The following is a 21,102-nucleotide window of genomic DNA, read 5'->3' as shown; positions in this document are numbered from 1 at the left end:
GGTACGCGTCGTGGGCGACACCGCGCCCTGTGCGGGGTGTGCTGCTGACGCGGCTCAGCCAGACGATGCCATGTGATCACCGCACACACCAGGGCCGCCGCCACACAGGGAGACATGGCGCGATGTGCGCTACCCGTGAGTGAACGGGAGTTGAACGGTGCACGGTCCGCCCTTCGGCAATGGCAGGCTGAGCAGCATGGATGCGCGTGACCTGGTTCGGACGGTGAGGTCTGTTGGGACGGCTCAAGGACTGCGTTCGGTGCGCTCGGCGTGGCGGCGCAGCCGCGCCGACGCGGTCGGACTACCGCCTCGCGGCCCGGAGCGCGCCCGGGTCCCGGGGGTGGCGTTGACGGCGGAGCCCGAGCCGGGTGGCGGGGTGGTGCGGTTCGCACGGTCGACGCTGCGGGTGCGGGTGGCGGCGGGCGGCGCCGTCTTCTGCGGCTGGGACGGCGCCGGCCCCGAACCCTCGTACGCCCTCGCGGGTCCCTGCCCGGATGCGGACGAGCGGGCCGTTCTGGAGCCCGACACCGACGGGGGCTGGCGGGTCGTCTCCGAGCGGGTCACGGTGGTCGTCTCCCGGCTCGGCGCGGTCGAGGTCCGGACTCCCGGCGGCGTCGTGCTCCGCCGCGACCTGCCGCCGCGGTGGTGGGAGCCGGCCGAGGACGTCCCGGTGGGCCGGACGGGTCGATCCGTCGGGCGGGCGAACCGGCCGACCGACCGGGCGGAGGCGGCGACCGGGCGCGGGGGCGTCTCCTCCGGCCGCGCGGAGGGCACGACGGCCGGCGCGGACCGCGCGGTCGGGTCCGCCGACGGCGCGACGGAACAGGCGCCGGTGCGCCGCCGCCGTCCGGTCGCGGCCGACTTCCCGGGGCGCGCCCACGCCGCCGTCGCCCGGGTCCTCGGCCCGGCACGGGGCGAGGACCCGGCCGGCGACAAGGGCGGCGCGGGCGACGCGCGGGCGAGCGACCGCCCCGGGGCCGTGGCGAGCGACGCGGCGGACGGCCTGAGGGACCCCTTGGCGGACGCCGTGGGGGACGCGGTGGGGAACGCCGTGGGGGCCGGCCGCCGCGCGGGAGAGGCGCGCGTGGGGAAGGCCATAGAGAGCCGCGACCGCGCGGAAGGCGACGGGACACGGAGGCACCGCGCGGGAGCGGACGAGGCGCGGGGCGACCACGCGGGGGCCGTCGCGCGTACGGCTGTCGTCCATGACGACCGCGCGGGGAGCGCCGCGAACCCCGGTGCCCTGCCCGACGACCGCGCGGGGGCGGCCGCCGGGTCCGGCGCCGGTCCCGCCCCGACGTCCGCCGAAGCCGGTGACGCCGCCGGAGCCGGTGAGGCCGCCGGCGCGAGGTCCGAAGCCGGCGCGACCGCCGAAGTCGGGGTTGCCGTCGAGGGCGGGGCCGGGCGGGCGCGTTGGGTGCAGCGGTCCGAGGTGGCGGCGGACGCGCGGTTCTTCGGGCTGGGCGGACGGTCGCGGGGGCCGCGGCTGCGCGACGGCTCCTACCGGCTCTGGAACACGGACCCGGGCGGCAGCTTCGAGCCGGGTGACGATCCGCTGTACCTGACGATGCCGGTGCAGCTGGTGGTGGCGGACGCGGGCACCCATCTGGTCTTCCACGACAACAGCTGGGACGGCGTGGTCACCCTGCGCGAGGGTGAGGAGGGCGCGGGTTCGGGCCACGACCGTCCGGGCGCCTGTCAGGTGCGCATGGACGGCGGGCCGCTGCGCTACTGGGTGATCGTGGGCACCCCGGCGCGGGTGCTGCACGGCTGGACGGCGCTGACCGGCGCGCCGGCGGTCCCTCCGAGCTGGGCGCTGGGCTACCACCACGCGCGCTGGGGGTTCGGCGACGAGCGCGAGGTGCGGCGGGTGGTGGCGGGCTATCGGGAGCGCGACCTGCCGCTGTCGGCGCTGCACCTGGACATCGACCACTACCGCGGTCACCGCGTGTTCACCGTCGACACCGAGCGGTTCCCGGACTTGCCGGGGCTGGCGGCGGAGCTGCGCGCCGAGGGGGTGCGGCTGGTGTCGATCATCGACCCGGCGGTGAAGGTGGAGCCGGGCAACGAGACCTACGACGCCGGAGTGGCGGCGGACGCGTTCGTGCGGGACGCGCGCGGCCGCGCGGTGCGCGGCGTGGTGTGGCCGGGTGAGGCGGTCTTCCCCGACTTCACCGATCCACGGGTGCGCACGTGGTGGGGCGGGCTGTACCCGGAGCGACTGGCCCAGGGGTTCTCCGGCTTCTGGCACGACATGAACGAGCCGGTGTCGTTCGCGGCCTTCGGCGACCCCACGCTGCCCCGCTCGGCCCGGCACGCGCTGGAGGGGCACGGCGGCGACCACCGCGAGGCGCACAACGTGTACGCGTTGGCGATGGCCCGCGCCGGGTACGAGGCGCTGCGCGAGCTGCGCCCGGCGGAGCGCCCGTTCCTGTTCTCCCGCTCCGGTTGGGCGGGCATGCAGCGCTACGGCGGCAGTTGGTCCGGTGACGTGGCGACCGGCTGGGCGGGGTTGCGTGCCTCGCTGGCGCTGGCGCTGGGGCTGGGACTGTGCGGAGTGCCGTACTCCGGGCCGGATGTCGGCGGGTTCACCGGTTCGCCCTCCCCCGAGCTGTATCTGCGCTGGTTCCAGATGGCCTCGTACCTGCCGCTGTTCCGTACCCACTCGGCGGTCTTCGCGGGGCGGCGCGAGCCGTGGGAGTTCGGTCCGCGGGTGCTGGAGCACGCGACCGCGGCGCTGCGCGAGCGCCGACGGCTGCTGCCGTACTTCGTCACCCTCGCGCACGTGGCGCGGCGCACCGGGGCGCCGTACGCCCGCCCGGTGTGGTGGCGGTGGCCGCAGGACCGCGCGTTGCGCGACTGCGAGGACGCGTTCCTGCTCGGCGACTCGCTGTTGGTGGCGCCGGTGCTGGAGGAGGGCGTGGAGCGGCGTGCGGTGCGGTTGCCGCGCGGCCGCTGGTACGACACGGCGACCGGCCGCGCGTACGAGGGTCCGGGCCGGGTGTGGCTGGACGCCCCGCTGGCACGGGTCCCGGTGCTGGCCCGCGCCGGTTCCGTGGTGCCGGTGGCGGGGGCGGACGGCGGAGTCGAGCTGGAGGTGTGGACGCCTGCCCCGGGGCGCACCGGCGGCGGGATGCTGATCACGGATTCCGGCGACGGCTGGGAGCCGCCGACCGTGGCCCGCTTCACCACCCGGCTGCGGGGCGGTGGCGTGGTGGTGGAGCAGCAGGGGTCGCAGGAGGTGACGTACCCCTTCCGTGTGCGCGGCTAGCCGGTGCCCCGCGCGGAGCGAGGTCTCGGGGCCGGGTGAGGTGAGGGCGGCGGACGTGTCGGGCGGCGATGTCGGTGCCCCGTGCTATCCAGGTTCGTATGACGGAGACGACCCACCGCGACTACCCGGAACTGCTGGATGACATCGACGAGTTCGCCGGTCACCTGGACCCGCGGGAGCGGGTCGGCGCCCTCTACGGCCTGATCGCCCCACTGCTGGATCGCGCGGAGCAGGAGGACGAGGAGATCAGCGACGATCCCGCGTTGTCGAGCGCGGGGGTGGTGCGGGCGCTCCGCGCGGCGGCCGCCGGCGAGCCGACCGACGCCGACGCGCTCCATGAGGCCCTGATCATTCTGGGCCTGGCGTTCTCCGAGGACCAGGACCGGGAGCGAGGGCCGGTGGCCCAGTCGGCGTTCTCGGCGGCGGGTTGGCTGCGCCTGCGGGCGGGACGGGACCTGCGTGCGGGCGACCTCGCGGACGACGAGGATCCGGTTCCGCCGTACGCTTCGTCGCCGTTCACGCGGATCGTCGATCTCCTGGCCTGGACTCGATCGGGGCAGCTGTACGCGTGCTGGGAGGACGCCCCCGCCCATCCCGAGCTGGGCGACCTGCCGGCCGCGACCCGCGAGCTGAGGGCGATACGCCGGGAGATCGCCGGCTGGGCGGTCGGCGGCGGCTAGCCGCGCGGGAAGAGGGAGCGGGAGGACACGGGGAAGTCGAAGTAGGTGTCGGGGAAGGGTTCGGGCTGGTAGGTGAAGTGCCACCACTCCTCGGGCAGGTTCACGAAGCCCTGCCGCTCCAGGGTGCTCTTGAGCAGCGTCCGGTAGGCGCGCTGCTCGCCCTGGACACGCGGGTCCTCGGTGTGCGCGAGGGTGTCGAAGCAGTCGTAGCCGGTGCCGGTGTCCACGGAGTTGTCGGGGAACCGCTCGGCGCGCGGGGCGTGGCAGGGGCGGAGCGGTTCGCCGGGGATGTACGGCCGGGTGGGCTTGGCCGGAAGCCTCACGAGGGTGAGGTCGACCGTGGAGCCGCGGCTGTGCCCCGACTTCTCCGCGATGTAGCCGTCCAGGAACAGCCTCGACTTGTCGACTCGCGGATAGAACTCCGCCTTCATGCGCTGGTCGTCCAGGTCCTTCGCCCAGCGCACGAAGTGGTCGACGGCGCGCTGCGGGCGGTAGCAGTCGTAGACCTTGAGGGAGTAGCCGCGGCGCAGCAGCTCGCGCTGCGCCCGGTGCAGCGCCTCGGCGGCGGGGCGGGTGAGGATGCACACCGGCTGTCGGTAGCCGTCCACCGGCACCCCCGTGAAGTTGTGCCGGGTGACGTACCTGATGTCGTGGAGGATGGTCGGGTCGGTGGACCGCAGGGCCACGAACCCGTCGGGGGCCTTCGGCTCCGACTCGGCCCGGCCCGGGACGGTGGCCGCGGAAGTCGTGGAGGGCGCGGAAGGCGAGGAGCGCGTGGAGGGCGTTGACGCCGCCGACGGGGCAGCCGTCACGGTAGTCAGGGCCGTGACGACGGTGGCGCAGAGGGCGGCGCCCGCGGCGGTCAGGGCACGGAGCCGGTGCGGCCGAGAGGAGAGCCGGTTGGACAGCCGGGAGGAGGGTCGTCTCATGCCCCCTTCCCTACCCAACGGCCGAACGGCTGACCGACCGCTACGGCCGCCGGCTGCCGCCGCCGGCTCGGCCGGCGCCGAGTCGAGCGACGGTGGCACCGACGGAGCCCCACGGGGCCCTACGGGCGACGGCGGGAGGGGTGACCGGTCGATCGGAGCCACCCCCGTGAGCCCCGGTCGACCGGTCACGCTCATGTGGACGCACGAGGCCCGTCGCTGGTTGCCCCCTGTTCGCTCATCGCCGGCCCTCGTACACTCGTCATTTTCTGACGGCTCGTCAGGTGCCGGGAGGTCCACTGTGTCGAAGGGGCGGAAGCCGGTGGTGCCGGGGTGGTTCACCGAGGACGCGACGGGCTTCCGGCTGCTGGGGACGCGATGCCGGCGGTGCGCGGCGGTCTTCTTCCCGCGCGAGGACGCCTTCTGCCGTAACCCGGACTGCGGGGCCGCGGAGCCGGAGGAGGTGCCGCTCTCCCGACGGGGGCGGGTGTGGTCGTACACCGACGGGCGCTACCGACCGCCCGCGCCGTACCCGGGGCAGGCCGGGCGGCCCTGGGAGCCGTACACGCTGCTCGCGGTGGAGCTGGCCGCCGAGGGGATGGTGGTCCTCGGTCAGGGGGTGCCGGGGCTGGCGACGGACCGACTGTCCGTCGGCATGGAGGTGGAGCTCGTCCTCGGCGTGCTCCGCGAGGACGACGACCAGGTCTGGACCACCTGGCACTGGCGCCCGACGCGTGAGCCGGGTCCGCCGACGCGGCCGCGGACGCGGGCCGGAGGCGAGCCGCGGGCCGAGGCGCCCGTAGAGCCGCCCGGCGCCCCGCGGGCGGACGACCTCCTCCAAACCGCCCCCGCCGCGCCCGCCCCGGCGAGCCCGGACCTGGGGACCGGGGCCGGGACGGGCGTACGGGCGGCCGCGCCCGAGGAGGGCGTACGGAGCGGACCCGGGGAGGGCTTACAGAGCCGGCCTGCGGGAGGCGTACGGAGCGGGTCCGAGGAGGGCGTGGGGAGCACTCGGGGGCGGGTCGGCGACGCCGACGGGGCCGACCGGGCCGCCGACGGCCGCGGGGAGGTCGGGGAGGTCGTGGTGCTCGGTGTCGGCATGCACCCCTGGGGCAAGTGGGGGCGGCCGTTCGCCGAGTACGGCGTCGTGGCGGCGCGGGCGGCGCTCGCCGACGCCGGACTCGGCTGGTCCGCCATCCCGTCCGTCATCGGTGCGCAGACCGTGCGCGGCGGCTATCCCGGACATGTGGCGGGCGCCACCTTCGCGCGAGCGCTGGGCTGGCAGGGGGCACGGGTCGCCAGCGTGTACGCGGCCTGCGCCTCCGGCGCCCAGGCCATCGCCGCCGCCCGCGCGCAGTTGCTGTCCGGGCTGGCCGACGTGGTGCTGGTGGTCGGCGCGGACGCCGCGCCCAAGGGCTTCTTCGCGCCCGCCGGAGGGGATCGCCCCGAGGACCCGGACTGGCTGCGCTTCCGGATCCTCGGCGCGACCAACCCGGCCTACTTCGCGCTCTACGCGCGGCGGCGGATGACCGTGTACGGCGATACGCCGGCGGACTTCGCACGCGTCAAGGTCAAGAACGCGGCCGCGGGGGCGGCCAACCCCTACGCGCGCTACCGCCGGCGCGTGACCGCCGAGGAGGTCACCGGCTCCCCCGTCGTCGCGGACCCGCTGCGGCTGCTGGACGTCTGCGCCACCTCCGACGGGGCCGCGGCGCTGGTGCTGGCCACCGCGGACTTCGCCCGGAGACACGGCGTGGCGCGCCCGGTCCGCCTCCGCGCGGTCTCCACCGTCACCCCGCGCTATCCGCGCACCGAGCTCGACCTGCCGGACCTCGCCACCGACTCGACCACCGCCAGGGCCACCGTCGGTCCGGTGCCCGACGCTCCGGCGGTGGCACCCGCCCTCGCGCCCGCGTGGGCCGGCGACCCACCCACGCCCCCCGTCGCCGTGGTCGCGGGGCCCGACAGGGGGGCCGTGGAGTCCGTCCGCTCCTCCGCGCGGTCGCCGGAAGACTTCCGGGCCTCCCTCGTCCGGGCCGCCTACGAAGAGGCCGGTCTGGGCCCCGAGGACCTGTCACTGGCTGAGGTCTACGACCTCTCCACCGCCCTGGAACTGGAATGGTACGAGGCCCTGGGGCTGTGTGCCCCGGGCGAGGGCGCGCGGCTGCTGCTCAGCGGCGCGACGGCCCTGGGCGGCCGCGTCCCGGTCAACACCAGTGGGGGGCTGGCCTCCTTCGGGGAGGCGGTCCCCGCCCAGGCCATCGCCCAGGTCTGCGAACTCACCCGACAGCTGCGGGGAGCGGCGGGCGAGCGGCAGGTGGCCGGGGCCCGGGTCGGGCTCAGCGCGTGTCAGGGGCTGTTCGGCCACGGCGCGGCGGTCGTCGTGACGGTCTAGCGAGACACCGCACGGCCCGCTGGGAGTCGTGGGCGACCGAAGGACGGCCGACCCCGGGGGCGTCGTGGTCCCGGGGAGAGCGGGCGGAGGAGAGCGCGGCCCGCCCGCGCGGTGGCGGCGCGTCGTCGTGGACGACGGTCAGCTTGACGGCGGCGCGCGGCCCGCCCGCGCGGTGGCCGCGCAGGGTACGCGACACGCTCCGTCGAACGCTCCCCCGCGCACCGCCGGCGCCGCCGAAAGCCGCGTGAACTCCGCGTGAACCATCTCCCGTGACCGGCCGTGACAGGCCATCCTGCTTCCGTGCGCTCCTGGACGGAAGATCTTCGCTTCGCCTACCAGCCCGTCGTGAACCTCACGACGGCGTCGGTCACCGCGCTGGAGATCCTCGCCCGCCCGGAGTCCGGGGACGTCCTCGCCCGAGCCCGCCGGGACCCGGAGCTGGACGCCGAACTCGCCGCGCTGGCGGTGCGCGCCGCGGCCCGGCAGGAGGCGCTGCTGCCGCTCCATGTGAACGTCTTCGCGACGACCGTCGCCGAACTGCCCCGACTGCGGCCGTTGAGCCAGGCCGTGGAGGAGACCGGGCGCCGGCCCTGGGAGATCACGCTCGACGTCGGTCCGCCCTTCACCCCGGTCCCAGCCGAGGGCTGGCGGCCGTGCGGGGGCTGCGCGCCGCCGGCTACCGCATCAGCGTCGACGGCGTCGGCGACGGCGACCTGCCGCTGCGGCTGCTCGCCGGACTCGCCCCGGACCTCGTCAAGCTCGACGCCTCGGTCATCGCCGGGCTGCCCCGGGATCCCGGGTGCCGCGCCGTCGTCGCCGCGATGCGGCGGCTGTGCGACGGCTTCGGCGGACTGCTCACGGCGGAGGGGGTGGAGACCGAACGGCAGTACGCCGCCGCCCGCGACGCGGGCGCGCAGCTCGCCCAGGGCGACCTGCTCGCACCCCCGGCGCGCCGTCCCGCCACCGAGGTCTTCCAGCCGGCCGTCCCCACCCCCGTCGCGGCCGTGCCCGACCCCGCCGGGCCGCGCATCGCGCAGTTCGTCCAGCCCGCCGCGCTGCTCCCGCTGTCCGCCTCGGCGGGGCGGGTGCACTCACTGCTCACCGGCTCGCCCGGCATCTCCAGCGTGGTGCTCGTCGACCCCGACGGACAGCCGACGCGCGCGGTGCACCGTGACCGCTTCCTGCTGTCCCTGTCCAGCAGGTACGGCCACGCGCTCTACGCCGACCGGCCCGCCACCCGGCTGGCCGACTCGCCCCGTACGGTGCCCCTGCACGCCACCGCCTGGGAGGTCCTCGACGTCGTGGCCGCCGATGAACGGGCCCGCACCGGTGACGACGTGGCGGTGGTCGACCCGGCGGGCCGCTGCGTGGGCGTGGTGCACCTCGCCGACATCGTGCGGGCGCTGACCGAATCCCGGGTCGAGGAGGCGGTGCGGCTCAATCCGCTGACCCGGCTGCCCGGTTCGGACACCGTCAACGCGGAGGTCGACCGGCGCATCGCGGACGGTCGCGGCTTCGCGCTGAGCTGGCTGGACGTGGACGGCTTCAAACAGGTCAACGACGGGGCCGGGTTCGCCGCCGGGGACGAGCTCATCCGGGCCGTGGGACGTGCGCTCAGCGAGGCCGCGGCCGGTCACCGCACGGCCCGGGTGGGCCACATCGGCGGGGACGACTTCCTGGTGCTGACGGACACCACGGGTTTCGAGGGCCCGGACCGGACCGACGGGACCGACGTGTCTGAGGCGTCTGAGGCGTGGGAAGTGGCTGCCGAGACGGCAACCCGTGCCCGCGCGAACGGCGACGCGCCCGTCGATGACGGGCTGCCCGCGCGGGCCGGCGCGTACGGCGGTGTCGGCGGGCTCGCCGCCATCGCCGCGCGGGTGCTGGACGGGCCCTGGTCGGCCGGCGGGCTTCCGGTCACCCTGTCCCTCGCCACCGTGGTGTGCCCGCCGGGGAGCGTGGCCGACCACCACGAGGCCGCGGCCTGCCTGGCCCCGCTGAAGAAGAGCGCCAAGTCGCTGACCGGTACGAGCTGGGTACTGGCACGCCCCGGTTCGTCCCGTCCTGAGGTGCGGCTCGGGCCGGCCGGCGGCGTACCCGGCCCGAGCGCCGCCACGTCCCCGACGACCGCCCCCGTCGCGCCTTCGGTCGCCTCCCCCGTTCCCTAGGCCGCCACCTCCCCGCCCACCTCCGCCGCTTTCCCACCCGCCCCCGGCACGCCGCGGGACCGCGGGGACGCCGCGCCGGTGGCGCCGGTTCCGGCCGTCGCGCCCGCCGGGCGCCTCGAACGGGCCGGGGCCGTCGGGCCGACGAGCCCGACCCGTCCGACGGACGCGCCGCGCCGGGCCCACGCGCCCGGTTGAGACGGGACGCTCGACCGGGCCCGTGAGACGGAGACGCCGGTTTGCCGTCGACGTCCTTGACGCTCCCACACCGCCGGACGACACTTCTCGGTTGTCAGTCGGCATCGCCGCGCGCGGGCCCGTCCGTGCCGCCGGCGGTCATTCGGCCGTCTTCCTCCCACCGGCGACCCCGTGGGCCCGCGCACGCTCGCACACGACCAGCACGGAGCGCCGGGACGACGCACCCGGGCGAAGCTCCAAGGAGCCGTCATGAGCCAGTCCACGCGCACGGGTCGGACCGCCGGCCACGTCGCCGCGATCGACCAGGGCACCACCTCGAGCCGCTGCATCATCTTCGACCGGGACGGCGGGATCGTCGCCGTCGACCAGCGTGAGCACCGCCAGATCTTCCCCAAGCCGGGCTGGGTGGAGCACGACGCCACCGAGATCTGGGCCAAGGTGCGGGCCGTGGTGACCGGCGCGCTGGCGAAGGCCGGGCTGCGGGCCGACGAGCTGGCCGCGCTGGGCATCACCAACCAGCGGGAGACGACCGTCCTGTGGGACCGGTCGACGGGCAAGCCGGTGCACAACGCGATCGTCTGGCAGGACACCCGCACCGCCGCGCTCTGCGCCGAACTCGCGGGCCGGGACGGCCAGGACCGCTTCCGGGAGACCACCGGGCTGCCGCTGGCGAGCTACTTCTCCGGCCCGAAGATCGCCTGGCTGCTGGAGCACGTGCCGGGGCTGCGGCGCCGCGCCGAACTGGGCGAGATCGCCTTCGGCACCATCGACTCCTGGTTGATCTGGAACCTCACCGGGGGTCCCGAGGGCGGGGTGCACGTCACCGACGTGACCAACGCCGGGCGCACCCTGCTGATGGACCTGGAGACCCTCCAGTGGGACGCCTCGATCCTCGCCGCCATGCACATCCCGGAGACCGTGCTCCCGGAGATCCGGTCCTCCGCCGAGGTGTACGGCACCGCGGTGGGGCAGCTCGCCGGCGTGCCGGTGGCCGCCGCGCTCGGCGACCAGCAGGCCGCCGTCTTCGGGCAGACCTGCTACGGGGTCGGCGAGGCCAAGAACACCTATGGCACCGGCAGCTTCCTGTTGCTGAACACCGGCAAGCGACCGGTCCCCTCCACCCACGGGCTGCTGACCACTCTGGGCTACCAGCTCGACGGCGACGCCCCCGTGTACTGCCTGGAGGGTTCGATCGCGATCACGGGGGCGCTGGTGCAGTGGTTCCGCGACCAGTTGGGCATCATCCGGTCCGCCGACGAGATCGAGTCGCTCGCGGCGAGCGTGGACGACAACGGCGGCGCGTACGTCGTCCCGGCGTTCTCCGGGCTCTTCGCCCCGTACTGGCGCGCGGACGCGCGGGGCGTGATCACCGGGCTGACGCGGTACGTCACCAGGGCGCATCTGGCGCGGGCCGTACTGGAGGCCACCAGTTGGCAGACGCGCGAGGTCGTCGACGCGATGTACGAGGACTCCGGGGTGCGGATCACCTCTCTGAAGGTCGACGGCGGCATGACCGCCAACGGGCTGTTGATGCAGCATCAGGCCGATGTGCTGGGTGTGCCGGTGATCCGTCCGGTGATCGCCGAGACCACCTGTCTCGGCGCCGCGTACGCGGCCGGACTGGCCACCGGCGTCTGGCGGGACCTCGACGAGCTCGGGTCGCACTGGCGGCGCGCGGCGGAGTGGACGCCGCGGATGCCGGCCGAGGCGCGTGAGCGGGAGTACCGCAACTGGCGCCGCGCGGTGGAGCGGTCGTTCGGCTGGCAGGAGGAGGGAGCGTGACCGCGGGCGGGCGGGCGCCGGCGTAGGATCGCGGCCCGTACCCCGGACGGCGGGGTACGGGCCGTGTGAAGCCCGAACGCGATCCGGGCCGGGGGGCCGGCATGGACAGCGATCCCGGCCGGGGCCGGCCTGGACGGCGATCCCAGCCTCGTGGCCGGTGTGATGCCCGGACGGCGATCCCAGCCCGTGGCCGGCGCGACGCCGGACGGCTTTCCCGGCCCCGTGGCCGGCGCGACGCGCCGCCGCGCGGTCAGCGCCTGGTCGCGGACACCATCATGGCGTGCTCGACCACCGATATGAGTACCTCCTTGACCGACTCCCGCGCGCGGGCGTCGCACATGACGACCGGGGTGACCGGGTCGAGGTCCAGCGCGTCGCGCACCGCCTGCTCGGGGTAGCGGTCGGCGCCGTCGAAGCAGTTGACGGCGACCGTGAACGCGATGCCGCGCCGCTCGAAGTAGTCGACGGCGGCGAAGCAGTCCTCCAGGCGTCGGGTGTCCGCCAGGACCACCGCGCCCAGTGCGCCGGTCGCCAGCTCGTCCCAGAGGAACCAGAAACGATCCTGCCCGGGGGTGCCGAACAGGTAGAGGACGAGATCCTCGCGCAGCGTGATGCGCCCGAAGTCCATGGCGACGGTGGTGGTGCGCTTGCCCTCCACCCCGACGGTGTCGTCGAAGGGGCGGCTCGCCTCGGTGAGCAACTCCTCCGTGCGCAGCGGCTTGATCTCGCTCACCGCGCCCACCAGGGTCGTCTTCCCGGCCCCGAAGCCACCCGCCACCAGGATCTTCAGCGTGACCGGCTCGACGACCGGAGCACGGCCGGCCCAGTCAGAGTGCCCGTAGACCATTGATCACCTCGCGCAGAATCCTCTCGTCCGGCAGTTCCGCCGGAGGAACGGGCCGGGACACGCGCACCAGCTCCGCATGTAACAGATCGCCGATGAGCACGCGGACCACCCCGACGGGCAGGTCGAGCTCGGCGGCCAGTTCGGCGACGGACAGGGGGGTGTCCCGGCTGAGATCGACGATGTCGATGTGCTCCGGGGACAGGGTCTGGTCGGCGACGGACCGGGTGTCCACCCGGTCCGCGACGACGACGGCGATCAGGTCGAGCTTGCCCTCCGCGGCACTGCGGGTGCGGCCCCGCGTCATCGCGTACGGCCGCACCACCGGTCCCGCCGCGTCGTCGAACCAGCCCTCCGCGGTCTCCGTCATGTCACCTCGTCATCCGCCGGCGCGGGTGGGCGTGCCCAGGTGCGCCCCCACCCGCTTGACCAGCAGCGTCATCTCGTATGCGACCTGTCCGACGTCGGAGTCGGCGTCGGCGAGCACGGCCAGGCAACTGCCGTCGCCCGCGGCCGTGACGAACAGGAAGGCGTCGTCGAGCTCGACGATGGTCTGCCGGACCCGGCCGACGTCGAAGTGCCGGCCGACGCCCTTGGCCAGGCTGTGGAAGCCCGACGCGACGGCGGCCAGGTGCTCGCCGTCCTCCCGGGACAGGTCGCGCGAGCCGCCGGTGGGCAGCCCGTCGCCGGACAGCACCAGCGCCTTGCGGATGCTGCCCACGCGCCCGACCAGCTCGTCGAGCAACCAGTTCAACTCGCCCGTCGCCGCCGGTGTGTTGCGTGCCGCTGCGTTCGGTGCGGTCATCGACCGTCCCCCTCGTAGTTCGTTCCAGGTGCCGTCTGATCCCGGCCGCCGGGTCTGGCGGCGGTGTCCCGGCTGCCGCCGGGTGTCGCCCCCTGCCGGCGTCCGCGCTGCCATCCCCGTTGGAGCGAGGCCATGGTGGCCCGCGCCTGTTCCGCGTCGCGTTCGGGATCGGTCTCGGCAGGGTATCGCTCCGCCTCGGTCCGTGTGGCGGGGGCGTTCTTCAACTGCGGTGCGAGGTTGGCCTGTCGTATCCGCCGGGGCAGCCCCTCCGGCGTCCTGCGCGGGAGGGCCAGGGTGGTCTCGTCCGGCAGGGTGGGGTCGTCCGGCCGCGGACGGACCGGCTCCGGTGCCGCGGGCCGCCCGGCGCCCGGGCCCTGGCGCGGCACCGACGGGCCGGAGGCCGGCGGGGCGGGCTGGCCCGCGTGCGGGTCCCAGCCGCGCTGTCGGGGCAGCGGGACGGGGTCGTGGCCGGCGGGGTCGTGGCCGGTGTCCGACGCACCGTGGCGCGCTCCGGACCAGCCGGCGTCGCCGGCTCCACCGCCGCCGTGGCCGTGGCCGCCCTGGGCCCCCTGGGTGCCGTTCGGGTGTCCGGCGCCGCCTCCGTGGGCCGCGCGGGGCGCGTTCCCGGGCGCCCCGGCGCCCTGGCCGGGCTCGCCGGCCCGGCGGGCGTCGCCGTCACGGTGGTCGATACCGCGGGCGTCGACGCTCCGCGGGCCGTTTCCCGGGGCGTCGTCGGCAGGGCCGCGGGCATGGCGGCCGACGGGTCGGCCGTGGTCGGAGACCAAGACCGGCGGCACGCGGCGCGGCAGCGGCGGCGCGGGCTCGGCGGGCCGGCCCGACCCCGAACCCTCGGGCGAGGGCAGACGCTCGGCGGCGGGCGCCGGGGCGGATCGCGTCGGCGGGGTGGACGAGGCGGACGGCGTCGGGGGCTCGGGCGCCAGGGGACGGGCCGGGGGCGAGGACTGCGCCAGGGGCCGCGCCGGGGGCTCGGGCGCCAGGGGACGGGCCGGGGGCGAGGACTGCGCCAGGGGACGGGCCGGGGGCGAGGACTGCGCCAGGGGCATGCCGGTCAGGCCGCGGCTGCGGAACAGGCCGCCCTCCTCCTCGTCGTCGTCCAGGTCCGCCGGATCGGGTGCGCCGTGTGCCCCGGGGACCGGGTGCGGCCGGGCCGCCAGGTCGAACCGGGAGGCCGGCGCCCCCCGTTCGGCCGGCCGGTCCGCGTCCCATCCGTCCAGCCGCGCGGGGGTGGGCGCCGCCCGGTCGGTGCGGCCGGCGGGGTCGTCGACGCTCTGCAGCCCGATGGACGCGGCGGTGCCGCCCGACGCCCCGGCCAGGGCCTCGAAGATGCCGCCGTCGTCGGGCGCCGAGCCCTCCTCGACGTCGCCGTCCGGATCGGTGCCGGTCAGCAGCGTGGCCGGGATGAGCACGACCGCGGTGGTGCCCCCGTACGGGGACGGCTGGAGCGAGACCCGTACGCCCTGCCGCTGGGCCAGCCGGCTGACCACGAACAGTCCGAGCCGGTCGGTGTCGGAGAGCTCGAAGTCGGGGGTCTCGGCGAGTCGCAGATTGGCCTCCAGCAGCGCGTCGCCCGCCATGCCGAGGCCCCGGTCGTGGATCTCCAGGGTGAAGCCGTTGGCGACGCGCTCGCCGTGGACCTGCACGACGGTGTGCGGCGGGGAGAACACGGTGGCGTTCTCCAGGAGCTCGGCGATGAGGTGGGTGAGGTCGGCGACGGCGGGGCCGTTGACGGCCAGCCGCGGCAGCCGCCGCACCTCGATGCGCTCGTAGTCCTCGACCTCGGCGACGGCGGCGCGCACCACGTCCATCAGCTGGATGGGTTTGCGCCACTGTCGGGAGGGGGCCGCTCCGGAGAGGATGACCAGACCCTCGGCGTGCCGCCGCATGCGGGTGGTCATGTGGTCCAGGCGGAACAGGTCGGCGAGCTCGTCGGTGTCCTCGGTGCGCCGCTCCATCTCGTCCAGCAGCGTCAGCTGGCGGTGGAGCAGCACCTGGCTGCGGCGGGCGAGGTTGACGAAGACCTCGGAGACGCCGTGGCGCATGTCGGCCTGTTTGACGGCGGCCTCGACCGCCGCTCGCTGCAGGGTGTTGAGGGCCTGGCCGACCTGACCCATCTCGTCCGAGCCGTACTCCAGGCGGGGCGCCTCGGTCTCCACGTCGACCTGTTCGCCGGCCCCGAGCCTGCGCATGACGCTGGGCAGTCGGACACTGGCCACCTCGTGGGCGTCCTTGCGCAGCCGGTTCAGGTCGCGGACCAGGTTACGGCCGATGCGGACCGAGACGAAGATCGAGGCGACCAGGGCGAGGAAGCCGGCGATGCCGGCGATGCCCGCCTGGAGCAGCACGCTCTCGGCCTCCGGCTCGACGCGGTCCTTGAAGCGGTCGGTGGCCTCGCTGTTGAGCCGGTCGTAGTCGTCCAGCACCGGCTTGGCGGCGGCCTCCCAGCGATCCTGGTCCATGACCTTCAGCGCGCGCGAGGCGCCGCCGGTGAGGATCTTGTCCTCGGCGATGCGCAGCGCCTCGGGGGCGGCCGTGTTGCGCCGGTAGTCCTGGAAGACCTTCTGTTCCGAGACCGGCAGGATCGGCATGTTGGTGGCGTAGAGCAGATTGCGCTCGGCGATGAGGTCGGAGATCGCCCGCATGTCGCGCCCGGTCATCTTCTTGGCGGTGAGGGCGCCCATGAACAGCGCGTCCTCGCGGGAGAGTGCCTCGCGGGCGCGGATCATGGCGACCAGGGCGCGGCCCTGCTTGTCCAGGTCGGCGTCGGGCACCGCGTGCAGCGAGCTGCGGAAGGTGTAGCAGAGGTCGACCAGCTTGTTGTACGCGTCGTAGGCGGCCAGGCTGGTGATGGTGCGGTCCTCGACCTTGCGGCGCAGGGTGTCCAGGCCGTCGGCGCCTTCGAGGATCGCGGCGAGCTGGGCCTTGGACTCGCCGCTCATCTTGTCGCGGATGTCGCCGTCGGAGGCGTTGGCGCGCAGCTTGTCCATGACCTGGTTGGTCTCGCGCTGCCGCGCGTGCAACACCGGGAGCGCGTCGGCCTGCTCGGGGTCCGCGAGCCGGATGAGCGTCTGGCGGCGCTCCTTCTGGAGGGCGTGCACCGCGTCCTCGACGGGATAGCCCACGTCGTCGACGATGTCCGCGGCGTCCAGCAGTTGCATCGCCTCGCGGCCGGTGATCACTGTGGCGAAGGCCCACAGTGCCGTCAGCGAGAGGAGCGGCACCAGCAACAGCGCCACGATCTTCCGGCGGATGGACTTCCCGCGAAAGCGCATGGCCTCCCTAACGTCAACCCCGAAAGACGGGTGTGCAGTTCCGACAACAAGCGGCGTGAGCCTACTACCGGGAATTAACCAACTCGAAGGCCGTGTCCGGTTCATGACGGACCGTTGACTTCGCGCTTGATCACCAAGTGTCCGGGGATTCTCCGACTTACCCCCTGCGATTCCCGGGGTCGGTGGCCGGTTCCTGCGCGTTTCACGCCGCCCACTTCTGGCCGGAATTCCCCTCCCTCCGGGAACCTTCGACCCCCGAAGTTCGTGCCTCCGGGAGGGAGACTGAGGGGAATGGGACCCATGTCCCGCCTTGTGCGGCGGCGGGAACGGGGTGGGCCCGAGCGGCCACAGGAAGGGGTACGGAGGCCATGGGCAAGGATCGCGACATCCCAGGGGAGGTTCCGACCGACGTCGCGGTGGGCAGGGTCCGGCCATTGTGGGTCGAGGAACCCGCCCGCCGACGGCGGCTGGCGGACCCGGTGCGTACGGCGGCGGTCCGCGCGGTCGTCATCATCGCGGTGACGCTGGTGCAGGCGATGATCGCGGCGCTGTACACCCTCGCGGGGGCGTGGCTCGCCTTCCCGGCGGTGCTGTTGACGGTGGCCGGCACGATCGCGTCCACCTGGGGCGTCTTGGACGTGTGGGTCACCCGCCAGGTCTGGAACCAGCGCCACGGCGTGGAGTCCCGGCCGAGCAGCACGGCGCGGGCGCGGCGGCGCGAGCGCCGTCGGCAGCGCGCCGCGGAGCGGGCCGCCGCGCGGGCGGCGAGGCGTAGAGCGACCGCCCGCGCGACGTGGCGGGAGGCGGCCGCGGTCACGGATCGCGACGGGGAGCTCCGGCCGGCGTCGAACCCGCGCCAGGAGACCGACCGGAGCCTTACCACGGCCTCTTGACGCGGATCAGGCGCGGCTTCAGAGTTATCGACCGTCGCCCTTCTCCTTCGCATTCCGACCCGCCGGCCGGCGACGCAAGCTCCCTTATAACGCCTTATAAGGAGTGAGCCATGCCGCAGGAAGTCCGCGTCGTCATCATCGGTGCCGGGATCGTCGGCTGCTCGCTGGCCGACGAACTGACCGCCCGCGGCTGGCGCGAGGTCACGGTCCTGGAGCAGGGGCCGCTGCCCCGGCCCGATGACGGCGCCTCGCTCGCCCCCGGCGGCTCCACCTCGCACGCCCCCGGCCTCGTCTTCCAGACCAACGTCTCCAAGACGCTCACCGAGTTCGCCGCGTACACCGTGCGCAAGCTCTCCTCGCTGACCGTGGGCGGGCTGCCGGCCTTCCACCGGGTCGGCGGTCTGGAGGTGGCCACCACCGAGGAGCGCTGGGCCGATCTGCACCGCAAGGCGGGGCTCGCCGCGTCCTGGGGCGTACGGGGCGAGCTGGTCGACCCCGCGCGGTGCGCCGCTTTGTGGCCGCTGCTCGACGCCGGGGAGGTGCTCGGCGGCTTCCACACGCCGGACGACGGGCTGGCCCGGGTCCAGGCCGCCGTCTTCGCCCAACGGGCGCGGGCCGTCGGGCGCGGCGCCCGGTTCCTCGGCCGGCACGCCGTCACCGGGATCGCACGGCGCGGTGGCCGGGTCACCGGGGTCCACACCGACCGGGGCGACCTCCCCGCCGACATCGTGGTCTGCGCGGCCGGCCTCTGGGGGCCGGTGATCGGCGCGATGGCCGGGGTGGGCGTGCCGCTGCTGCCGCTGGCGCACCAGTACGCGAAGACCGCGCCGCTGCCCGCGCCGCGCGGGGTGAACGACCCGGGGGCCGAGGCCGGCCGGCCCATCCTGCGCCACCAGGACCGCGATCTCTACTTCCGGGAGCACGGCGACCGGCTCGGCATCGGCTCCTACGCCCACCGGCCCATGCCGGTGGACCCCTTCGCCCTCCCCCGGTACCGGGAGGGGGACGCGCCCGCCACCGCACCCGCCGTGCTGCCCTTCACCCCGGAGGACTTCGGGCCGAGCTGGGAGGAGAGTGTCCGGCTGCTGCCGGGCCTGCGCGACAGCGAGGTCGCCGAGGGCTTCAACGGCGTGTTCTCCTTCACCCCGGACGGCCTGCCGCTGCTCGGCGAGTCACGCGAGCTGCGCGGCTTCTGGCTGGCCGAGGCGGTGTGGATCACCCACTCGGCGGGCGTCGCGAAGGCCGTCGCCGAGTGGCTGACCGACGGCCGGCCGGGGACCGATGTCCATGAGCTGGACCTGCACCGCTTCGAGGACGTCCAGCGCTCTCCCGCGTACGTCGCCGAACGCGCCACCCAGAGCTTCATCGAGGTCTACGACGTCGTCCACCCGCTCCAGCCGATGGAGCGGCCCCGCCCGCTGCGGGTCAGCCCCTTCCACGCCCGCCAGCGGGAGCTGGGCGGGTACTTCCTGGAGGCGGCGGGCTGGGAGCGGCCGCAGTGGTACGAGGCGAACGCGCCGCTCGCCGAGGGCGTGGAGCTGCCCGCGCGGGACGCGTGGGCGGCCCGCCACTGGTCGCCGATCTGCGCCGCGGAGGCGCGGGCGACGCGCGAGCGGGTGGCGCTGTACGACATGACGTCGCTGAAGCGGCTGGCGGTCACCGGTCCCGGCGCGCTCGACTTCCTCCAGCGCATGACCACCAACCAGTTGGCGAAGCCGCCCGGTTCGGTGACCTACACGCTGCTGCTGGACGCCGCCGGGGGTGTGCGCAGCGACCTGACCGTCGCCCGGCTCGGCGAGGACCGCTTCCAGGTGGGCTGCAACGGCGAGGCCGACCTGGACTGGCTGCTGCGGCACGCGCCCGAGGACGTCTCGGTCCGCGACATCACCCCGGGCACCTGCTGCGTCGGGGTGTGGGGGCCGCTCGCCCGCGATCTGATCGCGCCGCTCACCCGCGACGACTTCTCGCACGGGGGCTTCGGCTACTTCACCGCCAAGCGGGCGCACATCGGGCACGTCCCGGTGACGGCGCTGCGGCTGAGTTACGTCGGCGAGCTGGGGTGGGAGCTGTACGCCGACGCCGACCTGGGGCTGCGGTTGTGGGACACGCTGTGGGAGGCGGGGCAGCGGCACGGCGTGGTCGCCGCCGGCCGCGGCGCCTTCAACAGCCTGCGGCTGGAGAAGGGCTACCGCGCCTGGGGCCGGGACCTGACCGCCGAACACACCCCGTACGAGGCCGGACTGGGCTTCGCGGTCCGGATGGGCAAGGGCGACTTCATCGGCCGCTCGGCGCTCGCGGCGCTCGGCGGGCAGCCGGCCGTGCGTCGGACCCTGGCCTGCCTCACGCTCGACGACCCCGCGGCGATCGTGCTGGGCAAGGAGCCGGTGTACGTGGGCGGCACGGCCGTGGGCTACGTGACCAGCGCGGAGTACGGGTACACGATCGGTCGGACGATCGCCTACGCCTGGCTGCCCGCGCGGGCGGCGGTGCCCGGCAGCGCCGTCCACCTCGAGTACTTCGGCGAGAAGGTGCCGGCGACGGTGGCCGCCGAGCCGCTGTTCGACCCGCGCGGTGCGCGCATGCGCCGCTGACCCCGGCGGCCCCGACGCACGGCGTTCGATCCGGCACCTCCCGGCCCCGCCCCGCGCGGGGCGCGTTCGGATACGCCACCGACCCTGGAGGCCAGTTTGTCCCCCAGCTATGACGTGATCGTGCTCGGTCTGGGCGGCATGGGCGGTGCCGCCGCCTACCACCTCGCCGCGCGGGGCGCCCGGGTGTTGGGGCTGGAGCGGTTCGGCCCGGTGCACCGGCACGGCTCCAGCCACGGCGGTTCCCGGATCATCCGCCAGGCGTACTTCGAGGACCCGGCGTATGTGCCGCTGCTGCTGCGCTCCTACGAGCTGTTCGAGCGGCTGGAGCGGGACACCGGTCGCGAGGTGGCCACGCTGTGCGGCGGGGTGATGGCCGGCAGGCCGGACAGCCGGACCGTGGCGGGCAGCCTGCGCTCCGCCCGCCGCTGGGACCTGCCGCACGAGGTGTTGGACGCCAAGGAGATCCGCCGCCGCTTCCCCACCATGGCCCCGGCCGACGACGAGGTGGCGCTCTACGAGGAGCGGGCCGGCCTGGTGCGGCCGGAGCAGACGGTGGCGGCCCACGTCCAGCTGGCGCTGCGGCACGGGGCCGAGCTGCGCTTCCAGGAGCCGGTGACCCGCTGGGAGGCGCTGCCCGGCGACCGGGGGGTGCGTGTCCACACCGCCGAGAACAGCTACACCGCGGGCCGTCTGGTGGTCTGCCCGGGCGCCTGGGCCCCCCGGCTGCTGGCCGGGCTGGGTCTGCCGATCACCGTCGAGCGTCAGGTCATGTACTGGTTCCAGCCCGAGGGCGGCGTGGCCCCCTTCGAGCCCGGACGCCACCCCGTCTACATCTGGGAGGACGCCGAGGGGGTGCAGATCTACGGATTCCCGGCGATCGACGGCCCGCGCGGGGGCGCGAAGGTGGCCTTCTTCCGCAAGGGCGGCACCCCGTGCACCCCGGAGACCATCGACCGCGCGGTGCACGACCACGAGGTGGCGGCCATGGCCGCCCAGGTGGGCCGCCCGCTGCCCACCCTGCCCGGCACCTTCCTCAAGGCCGCCACCTGCATGTACAGCACCACGCCCGACGAGCACTTCGGGATCGGCCCGCACCCGGAACACCCCGGTTCCACCACGGTCGCCTGCGGCTTCTCCGGGCACGGGTTCAAGTTCGTACCGGTGGTCGGGGAGATCCTCGCCGACCTGGCGCTGGACGGCGCGACGGCGCACCCCATCGAGCTCTTCGACCCGCGGCGCCCCGTCGCCGCGCCCGCCTGACG

Annotated in this window: 13 protein-coding genes and 1 pseudogene; 9 read left to right on the top strand and 5 right to left on the bottom strand. The window is 75.0% G+C overall.

Annotation, left to right across the window (positions count from 1 at the left end; translation table 11 throughout):
• The first annotated feature begins 259 nt into the window (after positions 1–259).
• Both CD790_RS10065 and CD790_RS10060 read left to right on the top strand, forming a co-directional pair.
• Positions 260–3,271, top strand: a complete 3,012-nt coding sequence (locus tag CD790_RS10065) for a TIM-barrel domain-containing protein (protein ID WP_399217225.1) — start codon at positions 260–262, stop codon at positions 3,269–3,271.
• 98 nt (positions 3,272–3,369) lie between these two features.
• The gene (locus tag CD790_RS10060) at positions 3,370–3,951 is read left to right on the top strand and encodes a hypothetical protein (RefSeq protein WP_144382677.1); all 582 of its coding nucleotides are present in this window, start codon (positions 3,370–3,372) and stop codon (positions 3,949–3,951) included.
• Here CD790_RS10060 and CD790_RS10055 read toward each other — a convergent pair.
• Positions 3,948–4,817: a M15 family metallopeptidase gene (locus CD790_RS10055; RefSeq protein WP_399217252.1), complete on the bottom strand. Its 870-nt coding sequence runs from the start codon at positions 4,815–4,817 to the stop codon at positions 3,948–3,950. The two genes, CD790_RS10060 and CD790_RS10055, sit on opposite strands and share 4 nt — an antisense overlap.
• 382 nt (positions 4,818–5,199) lie before the next feature.
• Here CD790_RS10055 and CD790_RS35160 point away from each other — a divergent pair.
• The 4 genes and pseudogenes from CD790_RS35160 to glpK form a co-directional block, all read left to right on the top strand.
• Positions 5,200–5,607 (top strand): annotated as a pseudogene (locus CD790_RS35160) (Zn-ribbon domain-containing OB-fold protein); the annotation flags it as partial.
• A gap of 351 nt (positions 5,608–5,958) precedes the next feature.
• The gene (locus CD790_RS35155) at positions 5,959–7,272 is read left to right on the top strand and encodes a lipid-transfer protein (RefSeq protein WP_313956492.1); all 1,314 of its coding nucleotides are present in this window, start codon (positions 5,959–5,961) and stop codon (positions 7,270–7,272) included.
• Between the two features lie 653 nt (positions 7,273–7,925).
• Positions 7,926–9,440, top strand: a complete 1,515-nt coding sequence (locus tag CD790_RS10040) for an EAL domain-containing protein (protein WP_399217222.1) — start codon at positions 7,926–7,928, stop codon at positions 9,438–9,440.
• A 444-nt stretch (positions 9,441–9,884) separates the two neighbouring features.
• Positions 9,885–11,417 carry a glycerol kinase GlpK gene (glpK, locus tag CD790_RS10035; RefSeq protein WP_144382676.1) on the top strand — a complete coding sequence of 511 codons (1,533 nt, stop codon included), beginning with the start codon at positions 9,885–9,887 and terminating at the stop codon, positions 11,415–11,417.
• A 250-nt stretch (positions 11,418–11,667) separates the two neighbouring features.
• Here glpK and CD790_RS10030 read toward each other — a convergent pair whose 3' ends face one another.
• The 4 genes from CD790_RS10030 to CD790_RS10015 are packed head-to-tail and all read right to left on the bottom strand — an operon-like array spanning position 11,668 to position 16,356.
• Entirely contained in the window at positions 11,668–12,264 is a 597-nt protein-coding gene (locus CD790_RS10030) for an ATP/GTP-binding protein (protein WP_144382675.1), read from the bottom strand.
• Positions 12,245–12,631 carry a DUF742 domain-containing protein gene (locus CD790_RS10025; protein ID WP_144382674.1) on the bottom strand — a complete coding sequence of 129 codons (387 nt, stop codon included), beginning with the start codon at positions 12,629–12,631 and terminating at the stop codon, positions 12,245–12,247. Before CD790_RS10025 ends, CD790_RS10030 begins: the two co-directional genes overlap by 20 nt.
• Before the next feature lie 9 nt (positions 12,632–12,640).
• Positions 12,641–13,066 carry a roadblock/LC7 domain-containing protein gene (locus tag CD790_RS10020; RefSeq protein ID WP_144382673.1) on the bottom strand — a complete coding sequence of 142 codons (426 nt, stop codon included), beginning with the start codon at positions 13,064–13,066 and terminating at the stop codon, positions 12,641–12,643.
• Positions 13,063–16,356 (bottom strand): nitrate- and nitrite sensing domain-containing protein, encoded by a 3,294-nt coding sequence (locus tag CD790_RS10015; RefSeq protein WP_144382672.1) that lies wholly within the window; start codon positions 16,354–16,356, stop codon positions 13,063–13,065. The genes CD790_RS10020 and CD790_RS10015 overlap by 4 nt, the downstream gene beginning before the upstream one ends.
• Positions 16,357–16,724: 368 nt before the next feature.
• Here CD790_RS10015 and CD790_RS10010 point away from each other — a divergent pair, with 368 nt between their 5' ends.
• From CD790_RS10010 to solA, 3 genes are all read left to right on the top strand, one after another.
• Positions 16,725–17,249, top strand: coding sequence for a hypothetical protein (locus CD790_RS10010; RefSeq protein WP_260867450.1), 525 nt, complete (start codon positions 16,725–16,727; stop codon positions 17,247–17,249).
• A gap of 110 nt (positions 17,250–17,359) precedes the next feature.
• A complete protein-coding gene (locus tag CD790_RS10005) occupies positions 17,360–19,840 on the top strand; it encodes an FAD-dependent oxidoreductase (RefSeq protein WP_144382671.1) in 2,481 nt (826 codons plus the stop codon).
• A gap of 96 nt (positions 19,841–19,936) precedes the next feature.
• A complete protein-coding gene (solA, locus tag CD790_RS10000; protein ID WP_144382670.1) occupies positions 19,937–21,100 on the top strand; it encodes an N-methyl-L-tryptophan oxidase in 1,164 nt (387 codons plus the stop codon).
• Positions 21,101–21,102: the final 2 nt, after the last annotated feature.

This window comes from Streptomyces sp. SAJ15, from assembly GCF_007595705.1.
Classification (GTDB): domain Bacteria; phylum Actinomycetota; class Actinomycetes; order Streptomycetales; family Streptomycetaceae; genus Streptomyces.
The sequence above is the reverse complement of the archived record's forward strand: the minus strand, read 5'-3'. Positions and strand labels throughout refer to the sequence as shown.

What these genes read in the sequence shown, in the direction of transcription:
- glpK (WP_144382676.1), top strand. Translation starts at nt 9,885, where the DNA reads ATGAGCCAGTCCACGCGCACGGGTCGGACCGCCGGCCACGTCGCCGCG.
- CD790_RS10015 (WP_144382672.1), bottom strand. Translation starts at nt 16,356, where the DNA reads ATGCGCTTTCGCGGGAAGTCCATCCGCCGGAAGATCGTGGCGCTGTTG.
- CD790_RS10060 (WP_144382677.1), top strand. Translation starts at nt 3,370, where the DNA reads ATGACGGAGACGACCCACCGCGACTACCCGGAACTGCTGGATGACATC.
- CD790_RS10030 (WP_144382675.1), bottom strand. Translation starts at nt 12,264, where the DNA reads ATGGTCTACGGGCACTCTGACTGGGCCGGCCGTGCTCCGGTCGTCGAG.
- CD790_RS10025 (WP_144382674.1), bottom strand. Translation starts at nt 12,631, where the DNA reads ATGACGGAGACCGCGGAGGGCTGGTTCGACGACGCGGCGGGACCGGTG.
- CD790_RS10020 (WP_144382673.1), bottom strand. Translation starts at nt 13,066, where the DNA reads ATGACCGCACCGAACGCAGCGGCACGCAACACACCGGCGGCGACGGGC.
- CD790_RS10010 (WP_260867450.1), top strand. Translation starts at nt 16,725, where the DNA reads ATGGGCAAGGATCGCGACATCCCAGGGGAGGTTCCGACCGACGTCGCG.
- CD790_RS10005 (WP_144382671.1), top strand. Translation starts at nt 17,360, where the DNA reads ATGCCGCAGGAAGTCCGCGTCGTCATCATCGGTGCCGGGATCGTCGGC.